The sequence below is a fragment of the Pseudomonas sp. MPB03 genome (assembly GCF_046605385.1).
In the GTDB taxonomy this organism is placed as follows: domain Bacteria; phylum Pseudomonadota; class Gammaproteobacteria; order Pseudomonadales; family Pseudomonadaceae; genus Aquipseudomonas; species Aquipseudomonas zanjanensis.
Window position 1 is genome coordinate 5,375,377 of sequence record NZ_CP176770.1, and the last position, 14,444, is coordinate 5,389,820.

The following is a 14,444-nucleotide window of genomic DNA, read 5'->3' on the forward strand; positions in this document are numbered from 1 at the left end:
CCATCGCGAGCAAGCTCGCTCCCACAGTAGGTCTGTGGTGTTCATCAATAATGTGTTCAACACAAAACCCTGTGGGAGCGAGCTTGCTCGCGATAGGGCCGGACCAGGCACCAAAAAACTCAACGCCTGTTGATAAACCCCGACAACGCCGCCACCGCCTCGGGCGAGCGCAGGCGTTGGGTGAACAACTTGCCCTCCTCTTCGATCACCTTGCGCAATGCTTCCCGGTCCGGCGCTTTCATCAGTTGCTTGCTGATGCGCACCGCTTCCGGCGGCAGCGATTCGAAGCGCAATGCCACTTCCCTGGCCTTGGCCAACACCGCTTCGCCATTGTCCAGCGCCTCGGTGGCGATGCCCCATGCGACCGCCTGTTCCCCACTGAAGCCCTCGCCCAACAGCAACAATTGCGCAGCCTTGGCCTGGCCCAGCAGCCGCGGCAGGATCAGGCTGGAGCCGAACTCCGGGCACAAACCCAGGTTGACGAACGGCATGCGCAGCCGCGCATCCCGGCTGACGTAGACCAGGTCGCAATGCAGCAGCAACGTGGTGCCGATGCCCACCGCCGGCCCGGCCACGGCGGCGATCACCGGTTTGCGGCAATCGAGCAGGCTGAGCATGAACTGGAATACCGGGTTATCGAGGTCGTTCGGCGGCTGTTCGAGGAAGTCGACGATGTCGTTACCGGCGGTGAAGCAATCGCTGGAGCCGGTGAGCAGCACCGCGCGAATCTGCGGGTCGGTGTCGGCCATCGTCAGGGCATGGGCCAATTGACTGTACATCGCCCGGGTGAGGGCGTTTTTCTTGTCCGGGCGGTTCAAGCGCACGGTCAGCAGGCCGCGTTCACGGTCGAGCAACAGGGTTTCGGTCATGGTCGGTCTCGCGTCTGGGAATCAGCGCTCAACCACGGGGCAGGAAGACGTCGGCCAGCAGTTGATTGCGCGGCAAGCCGGCCAGGTACAAACGCTTGGCAAAGGCCTCGACCCGGTCGGGATGGCCGCAGAGTAAGGCTTGGGTTTGCCGGGAAACAAGCCGCAGTTGCGCCAAGGCGGACGGCGCCTCGGCCGCGGTCAGCAGCTCCACCGAGAGGTTTTGATGCTTGGCCGCCAGCGCCTCCAGGGGTTTGGCCAGGTAATGCCCGGCCGCATCATGGGCCACGTGAATAAGGCGAATCGCGCCTTGGTGATGCTGGCGCAACGCCTCGCGCAGCAAGCCGAACAGCGGCGCCAACCCCGTCCCGGCGGCGAGCAGCCACAGCGGCCTGGCATGCCAGTCGGGATCGTAGTGCAAGGCGCCACCGCGCAGCTCGCCCAGGCGGATCGGGTCGCCGGCGTTCATCTGCCGGGCCGCCTCGATGAACTGGCCGGGCTCACGGCAATCGAGGTGGAACTCCAGGAAACGGTCTTCTTCGGGCAGGCTTGCCAGGGAATACGGCCGGGCCACCTCGCCCGCCCACAGCACCAGATGCTGCCCGGCCCGATAGCGCAGCGGTCGCTCGGGGGTGACGCGCAAGCGCAGCACCTCGCCGCCCAGCCAATCCACCGCCATCACCTGGGCGGCCTGGCCGTCGCGTTGCGGGTCGAAGGTGTGGATCTGCACATCCTCGACCACCTGGCATTGGCAGGCCAGCCGCCAACCCTGGTCGCGCTGCGTCGGACTCAGGGCATCGGGACGGCTGTCGCGCACGTCGCCACCCACGCACTGCACCAGGCAGGCGTGGCAGCTCCCGGCGCGGCAACTGTAGGGCACCGGCACGCCAGCGCCGTTCAAGGCGTCCAGCAGGTTACTGCCCGCCGCCACCGTCCAGTGCCGACCGGCGACTGTCAGTTCAGGCATCGACGTTCTCCCAAGCGGCGGCGCACCGATTGCGGCCGTCTCGCTTGGCACGGTACAGGGCCTGGTCGGCCCGCTGCAACGCGTTGTCCAAGTCATCACCCATGTCCAGCATCGTCATGCCCGCCGACAGGCTGAGGGCGCCGACCTGCAGGCCGATCAGCTCGACTTCGGTGAACGCCAGCCGCAGCCGCTCGCAACAGGCCGTCAGCCTCTGGGGATCGCAGGCGGGCAACAGCATGACAAATTCCTCGCCGCCGTAACGGGCCAATACATCGCCTTCGCGCAGGCACGCCGTAGCGACCGCGGCGAACGCCTGCAACACTTGATCGCCGGCGGCATGGCCGTGCAGGTCGTTGATGCGCTTGAAATGGTCAAGGTCGATCAGGGCCAGGCCATGGGCGACGCCGGGCCGGAGGGTGTTGAGCTCGCGGGAGGCCAGGCGCAGGAAATGCCGGCGATTGAACAGCCCGGTCAGCTCATCGGTGGCCACCAGGTCTTCGAGCTGGCGCATCATGCCGCGCAAGGTGTCCTGATGCGCCTGCAAGGCAAACCGCCGCTGACGCATGCGCTGGCGTGAGGTCTGGACGTAGCGGGCGTAAAACACCAGCCACACCAGCACGAGAAACAGCACGGCCACCTGCAACCCGGCCAGGGTGGGATCGGGAAGCCTGAAGAAATAACCATCCCAGAGGGTAATCGCGGTGAAACTGATGAACACCAGCGACGCGCAGCGCACAAACGCCCGGCGTGACAGGTGGAACAGCCCGAACAACAGAATCAGCACATAAAACACCAGGAACACGCCCCGGGCCTGGTCCAGGTGCGCCATCATCCAGGTCTGCCAGCCCAGGCCGATCAACACCTGGACTTCGGTGAGGCTGGGGTCGGCAAAGCGCAGGTTGCGGTCGGTGATGAACAGGGTGAACAGCCCGGCCTGGCACAGCACGACCAACACGCTGCCGATGATGACACCGCGCAACGAGTCCAGGTAATGCCCACTGAAAAATGCCAGCCACAACAAAACCAGTGCCAGCGCGTACGTCGCGGCCGCCAAAGCGAAGCGTTTCAGCAAAAGACGTTGAATGGCGTTATGGGTCAATCGTTGACTCACCATGGGAAAGGAAACTGACAGGAGGCGTCCTACGCTACAGGCCAGACGCCACTTTAGTGGCGTGTAGGACAAATGACCATTCAATTCTGGAGCAGAAAAATGGCGTCAAAGCAATGGCCCAATTGACGCAGTGGCTCGCGCCCCTGATATCCCTGTGGCGAGGGAGCTTGCTCCCGCTCGGTTGCGCAGCGACCGCAAAATCCTGGGGCCGCTGCGCAGCCCAGCGGGAGCAAGCTCCCTCGCCACAGGCTTTCACCGCCATCCTCATCAGTCCGTCGCGATCGCGAGCAAGCTCGCTCCCACAGGATGCTGGCCTGCGATATACTGCCGCGCCTTTTTAGCGTCGCGCCAGCATGCCCGGCGTGCCTTATAGAGGTGCCGCCCGTCGACCGATGCACCCAAGCGGCCGGCACCTTATTGAATGTTCCCGTCTTTAGAGAGGAGCGCGACTCATGACCGTGATCAAGCAAGATGACCTGATACAGAGCGTCGCCGACGCCCTGCAGTTCATTTCCTACTACCACCCCGTGGATTTCATCCAGGCGATGCACGAAGCCTACCTGCGCGAAGAATCGCCGGCGGCCCGTGACTCCATGGCGCAGATCCTGATCAACTCGCGCATGTGCGCCACCGGCCATCGGCCGATCTGCCAGGACACCGGCATCGTGACCGTGTTCGTGCGTGTGGGCATGGATGTGCGTTGGGATGGCGCGACCATGGGCCTGGACGACATGATCAACGAGGGCGTGCGTCGCGCCTACAACCTGCCGGAAAATGTCCTGCGTGCCTCCATCCTCGCCGACCCGGCAGGCGCACGCAAAAACACCAAGGACAACACCCCGGCGGTCATCCACTACTCCATCGTCCCGGGCAACACCGTGGAAGTGGACGTGGCGGCCAAGGGCGGCGGTTCCGAGAACAAGTCGAAGATGGCCATGCTCAACCCGTCCGACTCCATCGTCGACTGGGTGCTCAAGACCGTTCCGACCATGGGCGCCGGCTGGTGCCCACCGGGCATGCTCGGCATCGGCATCGGCGGCACTGCCGAGAAAGCCGCGGTGATGGCCAAGGAAGTCTTGATGGAATCCATCGACATCCATGAGCTCAAGGCCCGCGGCCCGCAGAACCGTATCGAAGAGATGCGCCTGGAGCTGTTCGAGAAGGTCAACCAACTGGGCATCGGCGCCCAGGGCCTGGGCGGCCTGACGACCGTGCTCGACGTGAAGATCATGGATTACCCGACCCACGCCGCCTCCCTGCCGGTGTGCATGATCCCCAACTGCGCCGCCACCCGTCACGCTCACTTCGTGCTGGACGGCACCGGCCCGGCATCGCTGGAAGCGCCACCGTTGGACGCCTACCCGGAAATCGTCTGGGAAGCCGGCCCGTCGGCCCGTCGCGTCAACCTCGACACCTTGACCCCGGAAGACGTGCAGAGCTGGAAGCCGGGCGAAACCGTGCTGCTCAACGGCAAGATGCTCACCGGTCGCGACGCCGCGCACAAACGCATGGTCGAGATGCTGAACAAGGGTGAAACCTTGCCGGTGGACCTCAAGGGCCGCTTCATCTACTACGTCGGCCCGGTCGATCCGGTCGGCGACGAAGTGGTCGGCCCAGCCGGTCCGACCACCGCTACACGGATGGACAAGTTCACCCGCCAGATCCTCGAGCAGACCGGCCTGTTGGGCATGATCGGCAAATCCGAGCGCGGCCCGACCGCCATCGAAGCGATCAAGGACAACAAAGCCGTCTACCTGATGGCCGTCGGCGGTGCCGCTTACCTGGTGGCCCAGGCGATCAAGAAATCCAAGGTCCTGGCGTTCGCCGAACTGGGCATGGAAGCGATCTACGAGTTCGAGGTCAAGGACATGCCAGTGACGGTCGCAGTGGACAGCAAGGGCGAGTCGGTGCATATCACCGGTCCTGCCATCTGGCAGAAAAAGATCAGCGACAGCCTGGCGGTCGAAGTGCAGTAACAGGCATTTTGGCGCGGTGAAAAAGGCCGGTGGGGCGACAAGTCCACCGGCCTTTTTTTATGCAGGCACCAAAGCCATACCTACACAACCTTGTGGCGAGGGAGCTTGCTCCCGCTGGGCTGCGTAGCAGCCCCAAACCAGTCAACCCAGTACTCCAGGAAAAATCGGCCGACTGGTTTTACGACTGCTGCGCAGCCGAGCGGGAGCAAGCTCCCTCGCCACGATGGTTTATATCCAGCATTCAAGTAACTGACCCACCGCCAATTCCCTGTGGGAGCGGGCTTGCTCGCGAAAGCGGTGGGCCAGCCGACATCAATGTTGAATGTGCCGGCTTCTTCGCGAGCAAGCCCGCTCCCACAGGATCTGCGGCAGGCTCGAAGTACATGATCGCTTGACGCAACCGCCATGCTATCGTGCCCGCCCGACTTTCCACTGGTTTACGCCAGCATGCTGCCGACTCCCCGTACCTTGCGTCTGTCGTTGTACACCTTGCTGATCCTCATCGGCGCGGCCGTTGCCGCCACCCTCGCCGTGCGCCACGCCGAGCGCGAGGCCTTGGAAGAAGACGCCAGCCGTGCCAGCCAGCAGTTGGCGCTGTATGCCAATTCGTTGCATACCCTGATCGAACGCTACCGCGCCCTGCCCGCCGTGCTGGCGCTGGACCCAGAGTTGCGCTCGGCCCTCAAGGGGCCGGTCAGTGCGACTCAACAGGATGCGCTGAACCGCAAGCTCGAACAAATCAATGGCGCCGCCCAGTCATCCACATTGGAACTGCTCGATCACAGCGGCCTGGCCGTCGCGGCCAGCAACTGGCGCCTGCCCAGCAGCTACGTCGGGCACAACTATGGTTTTCGCCCCTACTTCATCCAGACCCGCACCCAGGGCACCGGACGGTTTTATGCGGTGGGCGTGACCAGTGGCATCCCGGGTTATTTCCTCTCCAGCGCCGTGACTGGCGACGACGGCACGTTCCTAGGCGCGATGGTGGTGAAACTGGAGTTTCCGGAGCTGGAGCGCGAATGGCGCCAGGGCAGCGATACCCTGCTGGTCAGCGATGCCCGGGGCATCATCTTCATCGCCAATCGCCCGGGCTGGCGTTATCGCCACTTGCAGCCACTGACCGACAACGACCGTGCCGAACTCAAGGCCACCCGTCAATACGACAAACAACCGTTGCAAGCCCTGGCCTATGAGCCGCTGCGCCGCTTCGATGACAACAGCCATCTGGCCCGGGTCGAAGCCCCCGATGGCTCGGCGGATTACCTGTGGGAATCCTTGCCGTTGACCGCCGAGGGCTGGACCCTGCACTTGCTGCGCCGCCCGCAGATGACCTTCGAGGACTTGCGCAACGCCGGGCTCGCCGCTGCGGGTTTGTGGTTGGCGCTGGTGTTCCTGTTGCTGTTTCTCAACCAGCGCTGGCGCCTGGCAAGGTTGCGCCAGCGCAGCCGCGAAGAGCTGGAACGGCTGGTGGAGGAGCGCACTCGGGATCTGCGCACGGCCCAGGACGGGCTGGTGCAATCGGCCAAGCTGGCGGCGCTGGGGCAGATGTCGGCGGCCCTGGCCCATGAAATCAACCAACCGTTGACCGCCCAGCGCATGCAATTGGCAACCCTGCGCCTGCTGCTGGATCACGGTCGGGTCGATGATGCCTACAAGGCCCTCAAGCCGGTGGATGACATGTTGACCCGCATGGCCGCCCTCACCGGCCACTTGAAGACGTTCGCGCGCAAAAGCCCCAGCGGCCTGCGCGAACGACTGGACCTGGCGGCGGTGGTGGACCAGGCCCTGCAATTGCTCGACACACGCCTGCGTGATGAGCAGGTCAGTACCGTGTTGCACCTGACCCGCCCGGCGTGGGTGCGTGGCGATGCGATCCGTCTCGAACAGGTGTTGATCAACCTGCTGCGCAACGCCCTCGACGCCATGGTCGGTCAACCGCTCAAACGCTTGGAAGTGCGCCTGGAGGCCGATGAGCACTTGTGGCGCCTGAGCGTCAGCGACAGCGGCACCGGCATCGCCGAGGAACACCTGGCCCAGGTGTTCGATCCGTTCTTCACCACCAAGGCCGTGGGCGACGGCCTGGGCCTGGGGCTGGCGGTTTCGTTCGCAATCATCCATGAATCCGGTGGACGGCTGACGGCGGACAATCATGAGAACGGCGCGGTATTCTGCGTGACCTTGCCCATTGATCAGGAGGCTCAACCGCATGCTTGATTCAGTCATGGTCGTGGATGACGAAGGCAGCATTCGCAGCGCCGTCGAGCAATGGTTGAGCCTGTCGGGGTTCCAGGTGCAGCTGTTCAGCCGCGCCGACGAATGCCTGGCCCGGTTGCCGGAGCATTTCCCCGGGGTGATCCTCAGCGACGTGCGCATGCCCGGCCTCAGCGGCCTGGAGCTGCTGGCCGAAGTGCGCCGCCGGGATCCGGACCTGCCGGTGATTCTGTTGACCGGCCACGGCGACGTGCCCATGGCGGTGGAGGCCATGCGCGACGGTGCCTACGACTTCCTGGAAAAACCCTTCAGCCCGGAAGCCCTGCTTGGCAGTTTGCGCAGGGCCCTGGACAAGCGTTTCCTGGTGCTGGAAAACCGTCGATTGCACGAGCAGGCCGATACCAGGACCAGGCTCGATGCCACCTTGCTTGGCGTCTCCCGCTCGTTGCAAAACCTGCGCCGCCAAGTGCTGGACCTGGCGACATTGCCGGTCAACGTGTTGATCCGTGGTGAAACCGGCAGTGGCAAGGAATTGGTCGCCCGTTGCCTGCACGACTTCGGCCCACGGGCGAGCAAACCCTTCGTGGCGCTGAATTGCGCGGCCATCCCCGAACCACTGTTCGAAGCGGAACTGTTCGGCCATGAAAGCGGCGCCTTCACCGGCGCCCAGGGCAAACGCATCGGCAAGCTCGAATACGCCGACGGCGGCACGCTGTTTCTCGATGAGATTGAAAGCATGCCGCTGGCCCAGCAGGCCAAGTTGCTGCGAGTTCTGCAGGAGAAGAAGCTCGAACGCCTGGGCTCCAACCAGAGCATCCATGTGGACTTGCGCATCGTCGCCGCGACCAAGCCGGACTTGTTGGACGAAGCACGGGCCGGGCGTTTTCGCGAAGACCTGGCTTATCGCTTGAACATCGCCGAGCTGCGCCTGCCACCCTTACGTGAACGGCGCGAAGATATTCCGTTGCTGTTCGAGCATTTCACCCACAGCGCCGCCGAACGCCTCGGCCGCCCCGCCACGCCCTTGAGTGGCCCGCAACTGAGCCATCTGCTGAGCCACGATTGGCCGGGCAACGTGCGCGAGCTGGCCAACGTCGCCGAACGCCAGGTATTGGGGCTCGATCAACTGCCCGTCCTGGAGGCGGAGCCGGGCCAGTCCCTGGCGGCCCAGCAGGAAGCCTTCGAAGCCCAATGCCTGCGCGCCGCCCTGACTCGACATAAAGGCGATGTGAAAGCGGTGCTAGAGGAACTGCAACTGCCGCGCCGCACCTTCAATGAAAAGATGCAGCGGCATGGGTTGAGTCGAGAGATGTTCCTGCAGGACAACTGATGGGCTGTCGCGACGCGACTCGCGATCACCCCTGGCCTGGGGTCAAACCCGACAGCAAACTGGCAATCAGCCGTTTCCGACCTGCCACATCCAGCGCGCGGTAGCCATCCAATAGCAATTCTTCATCCGGCGCCAAGGCCGGTGCGGTTGGCGCACGCTCGCCCGTCAGGACGTAGTGGGCATCCACCCCGATCGCCACCAGTTTCGCCACCAGATCGGCCGGGCATTTCTGCCGCCCGGAGACCACTTCTTTCAGGCGTTGCGGGCTCGACTCGCCTGCCGCACGAGACGCGGCGGCCAGCGAAACACCACAACGCGTAATTTCTTCGCGCAGACGAACGTGGATATAATCCACCAAAACTATTGACATGGTGGATATATCCCACCAAAATCACCAACACAAAAAACGGCCATCATCGCCTCACTAGAATCGGCACCACGGCCGTGCAAAGACTGCGCGCATTCGGAATCCCATCCATTTCGCGGTAATCAGCAAGCAGGGTGCATTGAGCATGAATTTACTCCGGAAATTTCCTACAGGAAATAGCGAAGAGTCTGAAAGCAAAAAAGAGGTAGGACACGGGGTCTTGCGCGGCGTAACGAAGCGCCGTTTTTTTCTCATGCATGACCGCAGGTTGGGTCGAAACACGTCCCCTATGTATTAAACGTTGATCGTCCCTCTTCCTTGTTCGAGGTTTTAAATGCATTTGTATCAAGTGTTTACCCGTCCCTGGGCTGCCCTGGGCAAACTGGCATTCATGACGCTCGCCATCGGCCTGTCGTTGCCAGCCACCGCGAACATGGTGGTCTACCCGATGAACAGCACCATCGGCACCGAGCAGGACGGCATTGGCCAGATCCAACTGCACTCCAAGTCCGACAAGGTGCAATACATCAAGGTCAACGTGACCCAGATCCAGCGCCCCGGCACGCCCGACGAACACGAAAGCCCGCTGTCGCCGGCCGATGCCCTGGGCATTGTCGTGTCGCCACAGCGCACGGTGCTGGCGCCCGGCGCGAGTCGCACCATACGGATCATCGCCCAGGCGATACCCAGCGAAGAAACCGTCTACCGGGTCTATTTCGAGCCGGTCGCGGCACCGGGCCTGGCGGACGAAGACGATTCAGAGCCCGACGGCGTACAACCCAAGATCGGCGTCAATCTGATCTGGGGCGCCTTGGTGCGCGTGTTACCCGACGATCGCCGCACCAGCCTCAAGCTGCAACCCAAGAGCAACGAACTGCGCAACGACGGCACCCTGCGCGTCGGCGTGCTGCAGGTCGGCCAGTGCGCCGACGTCCAGGGCGAGAAAGACTGCATCTGGAACGACGTCAACCGCAGCCTTTACCCCGGCAGCACGCTGCCAGTCTCACCCGGTTCAAGTGGCAACGTGGTCGTGCGTTTCGTGACCAGCGACGACAAACGTCCCCGCACCCTCGCCGTATTGCCGGAAAGCTGATTCCCATTTTTCACCCAAGCCACGTGCCTTGGCACGTGGTCAGGCCCCCGTTCACCCATAGCAAAAGAGGAACACCCATGAAACTGATGAAATTCGCCCCCTTGGCCCTGGTCGCCCTGACCTCGCTGCCCGCCATGGCGGTGGAGAAGAGCATTATGGTCTTTGCCGATGTCGACCCGACGCTGGAAATCCTCCAGTCCGATGGCAGCCCGTTGCCGCCTTCCATGGAGATGGCCTACCTGCCGGGTGCCGGCCTGCGGCCGACCAGCCTGGGTACGCGGATCTACAGCAATGACACCGACAAAGACATGACCTTGCGACTGATCACCAGTCCGGTCCTGGCCAACATGACCAACCCCGCCGCCGCCGCCGTTCCCCTGAGCGTGAGCTACGGCGGTCGTGCGCTCAACACCACCGGTGTCACGTTGCCCGCCGCCGACCTGTTCCCGGGTGGCGACCCTACCAGCGGCTCGATCGAGCAAATGCTGGAGATCCGCCAGAGCACCGCGGGCGCCATCGCCAACGCCGGTCGTTACGAAGGCATGGTCAGCCTGGTATTGACCCAGCAGCCGTAAGTATCGCCGGTTCATCCCCAGAAGGGAGGTACGGCACCGTCGTACTTCCCTTTTCCTTCGTCAAGGCCCTGTATGAAACGCCACTTCACTGCACTCTCCATCTCCCTGACCTGGGCGCTGGCCGATGCCGTATCGGCCGCGTCCACCGATCTGCCCCAGGTGCCGGCCGGTTTCGAGGCGCTGGTTGAAGGTCAGGTGGAACAACTCGAACTTCAATTGCTCAATCGCAACCTCGGCCTGCACCCGGTAATGGTGCGACCCGGCCGTATCGAATTCCAACAGCCCGAGCGAATCGCGGCGCTGCTGGTCGAGGCCGGTGCCTCGGCCTCCGCCCAGGAACTGCAGCCGTTGCTGTCCGAACCGTTGCCCAGCAACAGCCAGTTGGCCTGCTCCTATGGCCTGGCCAGCGAAGCGAGCTGCGGCTACCTGGAAACCGATGCGGTGGCAGTGATTCTCGACGAGGCCGGCGCACGCCTGCAAATCCTCATGCGCAAGGATTGGCTGCCGGCCAACGATGCAGCGGCGCTGCGCCTGCATACGCCCACCGAGGCCCAGAACGCCCTGGTCCATCGGCAGAACATCAACATCGCCCAGGCCGACAGCTACCGCGCCCTGGGTGCCAGCGGCCTCGGAGCCCTGGGCCTGGGAGAAAGCAGCCACCTGGGCTTCACCTGGAACTACCAGGCCTATCAGAACAAGCGCGGCAGCGAGAGCAACCTGGAGTTCAACAACGCCTACTACCGGCAGGACTTCGATCGCGAACACTACGCCCAGGCCGGGCGCATGGACATGAGCAACCTGTCCAGCGCCGAAGGCGGCAATTTCAGCTTCAGCTTGTTGCCCCTGGGCCGGATCGACGGCGCCCGCGTCGGCACCACCCTGGCCTACCTAAACCGCGAAGTCGTTGGGCAAGGTACGCCGATTTCCCTGATCCTGACCCAGCGCTCGCGGGTCGATGCGTTCCGTGGCGAAGAACTGCTGTCCACGTCCTACCTCGACGCCGGGGTGCAGAACGTCGACACCCGGACCTTTCCCAACGGCAGCTATCCGGTGACCCTGCGGGTGATCGAAAACGGCCAGGTGACCCGTACTGAAACCGTGCCTTTCAGCCGCACCGACGGCAACGGCCTGGGGGACGACACCGTGCAATGGTTCCTGCAAGGCGGGCGCACGGCGGAACATTCGCTGTACGAACAGGACCCCTCCGCCGTGGCCCAGACCGGCCTGCGCATTCCGTTGCGCGATGACCTGGCGCTCACCAGCGCGGTCACCTGGCTGGACTCGGCGTTCTATAACGAAAGCCGCCTGGATTGGGCCGGCACGCTGGGGGCCAGCAGTTGGTCGTTATCCGGCGCCGTCCTGGCCGGCAACGATGGCGCGAGCGGCAACAGTCAGCAAATGACCTTCACCCACGGGATCTCCTGGAACCTGTATCGCTACTCGCTGCGCAGCCCCTCCTGCGAACACAACACCCGCGCCTACCAACAGAGCGGTTGCAACGAAACCTTGATGGCCAGTGCCTCCCTGCCGCTGGCCGGCGGTACCTTCAGCGCCGGCTACACTTACAATCGCTATGCCCAAGTGAACCCGTTCTCCTATTGGAACGATATACCTGACGAAGACGATCCGACCCGCGACCTGACCACATCCACCTGGGCCCGAACCCTGCAACTGGGCTTCTCCCGCAGCCATGTCCTGGGACCCTTCCACCTCATTCATCGGGTGGGCGCGTTCCGCAATGCCAGCGGCAACCGCGACACCGACCACGGCGTGTACCTGAGCCTGAACCTGTCCCACAACGAGCGTTCGAACACCGGCGGCTACCGCCAAAGCAACCTCGGCGTGGACATGCGCCGCGAGCAGCATGCCCGTGACAGCCTGCGCACCGGCCTGGGCCATACCCGCGCCTGGGACAACGAACAGGGCAGGAACGAAGTGAACACCGGCGTCGGCTACGATGACCAGGGCCGCTGGGACGCGGAAGTCGGCGGACGGATCGAACGTAACTGGGGCGAAACCAGCCTGACCGTGGCCCAGCGTGGCGGCGACGAGCAAGACTCGCGGCCAAGCCTGAGCGGCAATCACTCTTCCTCCCTGGCGCTGGGGCGCGAAGGTTTCTTCTGGGGCCAAGGCCAAGGCGGTACAGGACCAGGGGCCGCCGTGGGCATCGTTGCCGCGCCGCTGGAAAACGCCACCGGTGCGGCCGCCAAGATCAGCGGCGGCTACGGCGCCCAGACCAGCATCGGCTTTGGTGAAAAACGCCTGATTCCGGTCAATGGCTTCGAAGCCACCCAGACCCGCATTAGCGACGCCGATGCCTCGCGCCAGAACCTCAGCTCGGTGAACGTCGGCAACGGCAGCCGCGAGTGGTTCCTGCCACCGGGCAAACTGGCGGTGCAACGGATCGAGTCCAGCGTCAGCTACACCTACGTCGGACGCTTGGTGAATCCGCAAGGTGAACCGCTGGCACAGGCAGCCATTCTCAATGCGGCGATGCTCGAAACCGGCGAGGACGGCAGCTTCGTCGTCGACCTCAACCATCACCCCGAGCCCTTGTTCGCTCTGGACCTCAACGGTGTGCACGCCTGCGCGATCCAAACCCGCGCGGCCCGCAGCAGCCTGCGCCGGGTCGGCACACTGACCTGCGAAAGCACCACTCTGGACGCTTTGCCCAAGGACCTCAACGACCCGGATCGCCTGGGACGCTGGACCGCACGGCGCAGTGCCGCGTTATCGTCGGACAAGAGGAATCAGCCATGAGCAGAACCTTGAACCATTGGGCCCTTCACCTGGTTGTACTCGTTTACTCGGGCGCCGTGCTGCCGGCGCTCGCGGATGTCCATCCCGTCGACCACTACCAGATGGTGACGCTCAATTACGACCGGGCGGCGCCACCTGGGGATCATTACCTCTGGAATAAGATGCTGCATGGCTGGCACGAAGCCCCACAAACGCAAACCGGCTATAGAACCATGCATTTTGTTTGCCTTTCCAATACCGATCCCGCGACCGGCCAGTGCCGCACATCCAGCTATGGGGAAACCGGTATCACCAACGTAGCGCTGCGTTTCACCGAGAGACGCAGCCGCCTGTCCGTGGTACTGCAGGTCAGAGGCTATCTGTCGCGCAAACGCCATCTTGGCAACGGTTGCGGAACCTGGGTGCCGCTTGACTTCTTACTGAGTTCAACGGCAAGGCTCAGTACCTGCGGGGAGGAGGAGCCCACGGGCACGGCCTCTACCCTTTGGATTCCTCAATCGGAGCTCGCCAAGCTACCCTCCGGTGGCGTCTGGACCGCGCAACTGATCATGAAACTCAAAACGTATCACTCGCAACCCATTGGAAACGCCAAGACCTTCACCGTGGATTTCAAGCTGGACGTCACCGACCACAACAGCATGCAAATCTACCTCCCCGACTACGGCATCAGCACTCCACAGGTAGACCTCAACCTGCGAACCCGCCCGTTGAGCACCGCACCCGGTGGCATCGTCTCCGGCCAGGCGGTGGTGGATGCCTGCCTCTACGACGGCTACAACGCCAACAGCCAGCGCTACGAGATTCGCGTGACCGGCATGAACTCCGTGCCGGGCATGGACGGACGCTTCTTCGTCCACCATGTCTCCGGCGGCACCGGCGAGCGTAACCGCATCGAATACAAGGTGCGCACCCGCACCGCCAATCTAGGGGAGACGCAACATCAGTCCGGGCAACCGGTGAGTTTCAGCGGCATCAACAACGCCGAGATCCGCGCCGTGAAACTGCCCAATGTGCCTTTCCCGGTGGTATGCACACCGTGGCCGATCACCTTGGACACGCCGGCCTTCAACCAGATCGACAAGAACACCGGGCAGTATCGGGGCGAGTTGAAGCTGGAGTTCACGCCTTCGACGTCTTCGCCCTGAGTTTTTTGGCGCCCAGGGTGGCGCCATCGCGAGCAGGCTCGCT

The 14,444-nt window shown here is 63.5% G+C and carries 11 protein-coding genes; 7 read left to right on the forward strand and 4 right to left on the reverse strand.

Going from position 1 to position 14,444, the window contains the following annotated elements; translation table 11 throughout:
* Window positions 1–119: 119 nt before the first annotated feature.
* The 3 genes from ACLH0I_RS23310 to ACLH0I_RS23320 are packed head-to-tail and all read right to left on the reverse strand — an operon-like array spanning window position 120 to window position 2,932.
* Window positions 120–869: an enoyl-CoA hydratase gene (locus tag ACLH0I_RS23310; RefSeq protein ID WP_411385498.1), complete on the reverse strand. Its 750-nt coding sequence runs from the start codon at window positions 867–869 to the stop codon at window positions 120–122.
* Window positions 870–897: 28 nt separating this feature from the next.
* Window positions 898–1,833 (reverse strand): iron-sulfur-binding ferredoxin reductase, encoded by a 936-nt coding sequence (locus ACLH0I_RS23315; protein ID WP_186706391.1) that lies wholly within the window; start codon window positions 1,831–1,833, stop codon window positions 898–900.
* Entirely contained in the window at window positions 1,826–2,932 is a 1,107-nt protein-coding gene (locus ACLH0I_RS23320) for a sensor domain-containing diguanylate cyclase (protein WP_186706392.1), read from the reverse strand. Before ACLH0I_RS23320 ends, ACLH0I_RS23315 begins: the two co-directional genes overlap by 8 nt.
* A gap of 464 nt (window positions 2,933–3,396) precedes the next feature.
* Between ACLH0I_RS23320 and ACLH0I_RS23325 the strand changes: the two genes are divergently transcribed.
* The 3 genes from ACLH0I_RS23325 to ACLH0I_RS23335 all read left to right on the forward strand — a co-directional run bounded on the left by ACLH0I_RS23325 (window position 3,397) and on the right by ACLH0I_RS23335 (window position 8,461).
* Window positions 3,397–4,920 carry a fumarate hydratase gene (locus tag ACLH0I_RS23325; protein WP_003178511.1) on the forward strand — a complete coding sequence of 508 codons (1,524 nt, stop codon included), beginning with the start codon at window positions 3,397–3,399 and terminating at the stop codon, window positions 4,918–4,920.
* A 447-nt stretch (window positions 4,921–5,367) separates the two neighbouring features.
* Window positions 5,368–7,134, forward strand: coding sequence for an ATP-binding protein (locus tag ACLH0I_RS23330; RefSeq protein WP_411385499.1), 1,767 nt, complete (start codon window positions 5,368–5,370; stop codon window positions 7,132–7,134).
* Complete coding sequence (locus ACLH0I_RS23335; RefSeq protein ID WP_411385500.1) at window positions 7,127–8,461, forward strand: sigma-54-dependent transcriptional regulator; 1,335 nt, start codon at window positions 7,127–7,129, stop codon at window positions 8,459–8,461. Before ACLH0I_RS23330 ends, ACLH0I_RS23335 begins: the two co-directional genes overlap by 8 nt.
* Before the next feature lie 25 nt (window positions 8,462–8,486).
* Here ACLH0I_RS23335 and ACLH0I_RS23340 read toward each other — a convergent pair whose 3' ends face one another.
* Window positions 8,487–8,831 (reverse strand): hypothetical protein, encoded by a 345-nt coding sequence (locus ACLH0I_RS23340; protein WP_411385501.1) that lies wholly within the window; start codon window positions 8,829–8,831, stop codon window positions 8,487–8,489.
* Window positions 8,832–9,162: 331 nt separating this feature from the next.
* Here ACLH0I_RS23340 and ACLH0I_RS23345 point away from each other — a divergent pair, with 331 nt between their 5' ends.
* From ACLH0I_RS23345 to ACLH0I_RS23360, 4 genes are all read left to right on the forward strand, one after another.
* Window positions 9,163–9,921 carry a hypothetical protein gene (locus ACLH0I_RS23345; RefSeq protein ID WP_250962516.1) on the forward strand — a complete coding sequence of 253 codons (759 nt, stop codon included), beginning with the start codon at window positions 9,163–9,165 and terminating at the stop codon, window positions 9,919–9,921.
* Window positions 9,922–9,998: 77 nt separating this feature from the next.
* Complete coding sequence (locus tag ACLH0I_RS23350) at window positions 9,999–10,496, forward strand: CS1 type fimbrial major subunit (RefSeq protein WP_250962515.1); 498 nt, start codon at window positions 9,999–10,001, stop codon at window positions 10,494–10,496.
* Between the two features lie 72 nt (window positions 10,497–10,568).
* Window positions 10,569–13,256 (forward strand): TcfC E-set like domain-containing protein, encoded by a 2,688-nt coding sequence (locus tag ACLH0I_RS23355; RefSeq protein WP_411385502.1) that lies wholly within the window; start codon window positions 10,569–10,571, stop codon window positions 13,254–13,256.
* Window positions 13,253–14,401, forward strand: coding sequence for a CfaE/CblD family pilus tip adhesin (locus ACLH0I_RS23360; protein ID WP_250962513.1), 1,149 nt, complete (start codon window positions 13,253–13,255; stop codon window positions 14,399–14,401). The genes ACLH0I_RS23355 and ACLH0I_RS23360 overlap by 4 nt, the downstream gene beginning before the upstream one ends.
* Window positions 14,402–14,444 lie beyond the last annotated feature (43 nt).

What these genes read in the sequence shown, in the direction of transcription:
- ACLH0I_RS23310 (WP_411385498.1), bottom strand. Translation starts at nt 869, where the DNA reads ATGACCGAAACCCTGTTGCTCGACCGTGAACGCGGCCTGCTGACCGTG.
- ACLH0I_RS23315 (WP_186706391.1), bottom strand. Translation starts at nt 1,833, where the DNA reads ATGCCTGAACTGACAGTCGCCGGTCGGCACTGGACGGTGGCGGCGGGC.
- ACLH0I_RS23325 (WP_003178511.1), top strand. Translation starts at nt 3,397, where the DNA reads ATGACCGTGATCAAGCAAGATGACCTGATACAGAGCGTCGCCGACGCC.
- ACLH0I_RS23330 (WP_411385499.1), top strand. Translation starts at nt 5,368, where the DNA reads ATGCTGCCGACTCCCCGTACCTTGCGTCTGTCGTTGTACACCTTGCTG.
- ACLH0I_RS23335 (WP_411385500.1), top strand. Translation starts at nt 7,127, where the DNA reads ATGCTTGATTCAGTCATGGTCGTGGATGACGAAGGCAGCATTCGCAGC.
- ACLH0I_RS23340 (WP_411385501.1), bottom strand. Translation starts at nt 8,831, where the DNA reads ATGTCAATAGTTTTGGTGGATTATATCCACGTTCGTCTGCGCGAAGAA.
- ACLH0I_RS23345 (WP_250962516.1), top strand. Translation starts at nt 9,163, where the DNA reads ATGCATTTGTATCAAGTGTTTACCCGTCCCTGGGCTGCCCTGGGCAAA.
- ACLH0I_RS23350 (WP_250962515.1), top strand. Translation starts at nt 9,999, where the DNA reads ATGAAACTGATGAAATTCGCCCCCTTGGCCCTGGTCGCCCTGACCTCG.
- ACLH0I_RS23355 (WP_411385502.1), top strand. Translation starts at nt 10,569, where the DNA reads ATGAAACGCCACTTCACTGCACTCTCCATCTCCCTGACCTGGGCGCTG.
- ACLH0I_RS23360 (WP_250962513.1), top strand. Translation starts at nt 13,253, where the DNA reads ATGAGCAGAACCTTGAACCATTGGGCCCTTCACCTGGTTGTACTCGTT.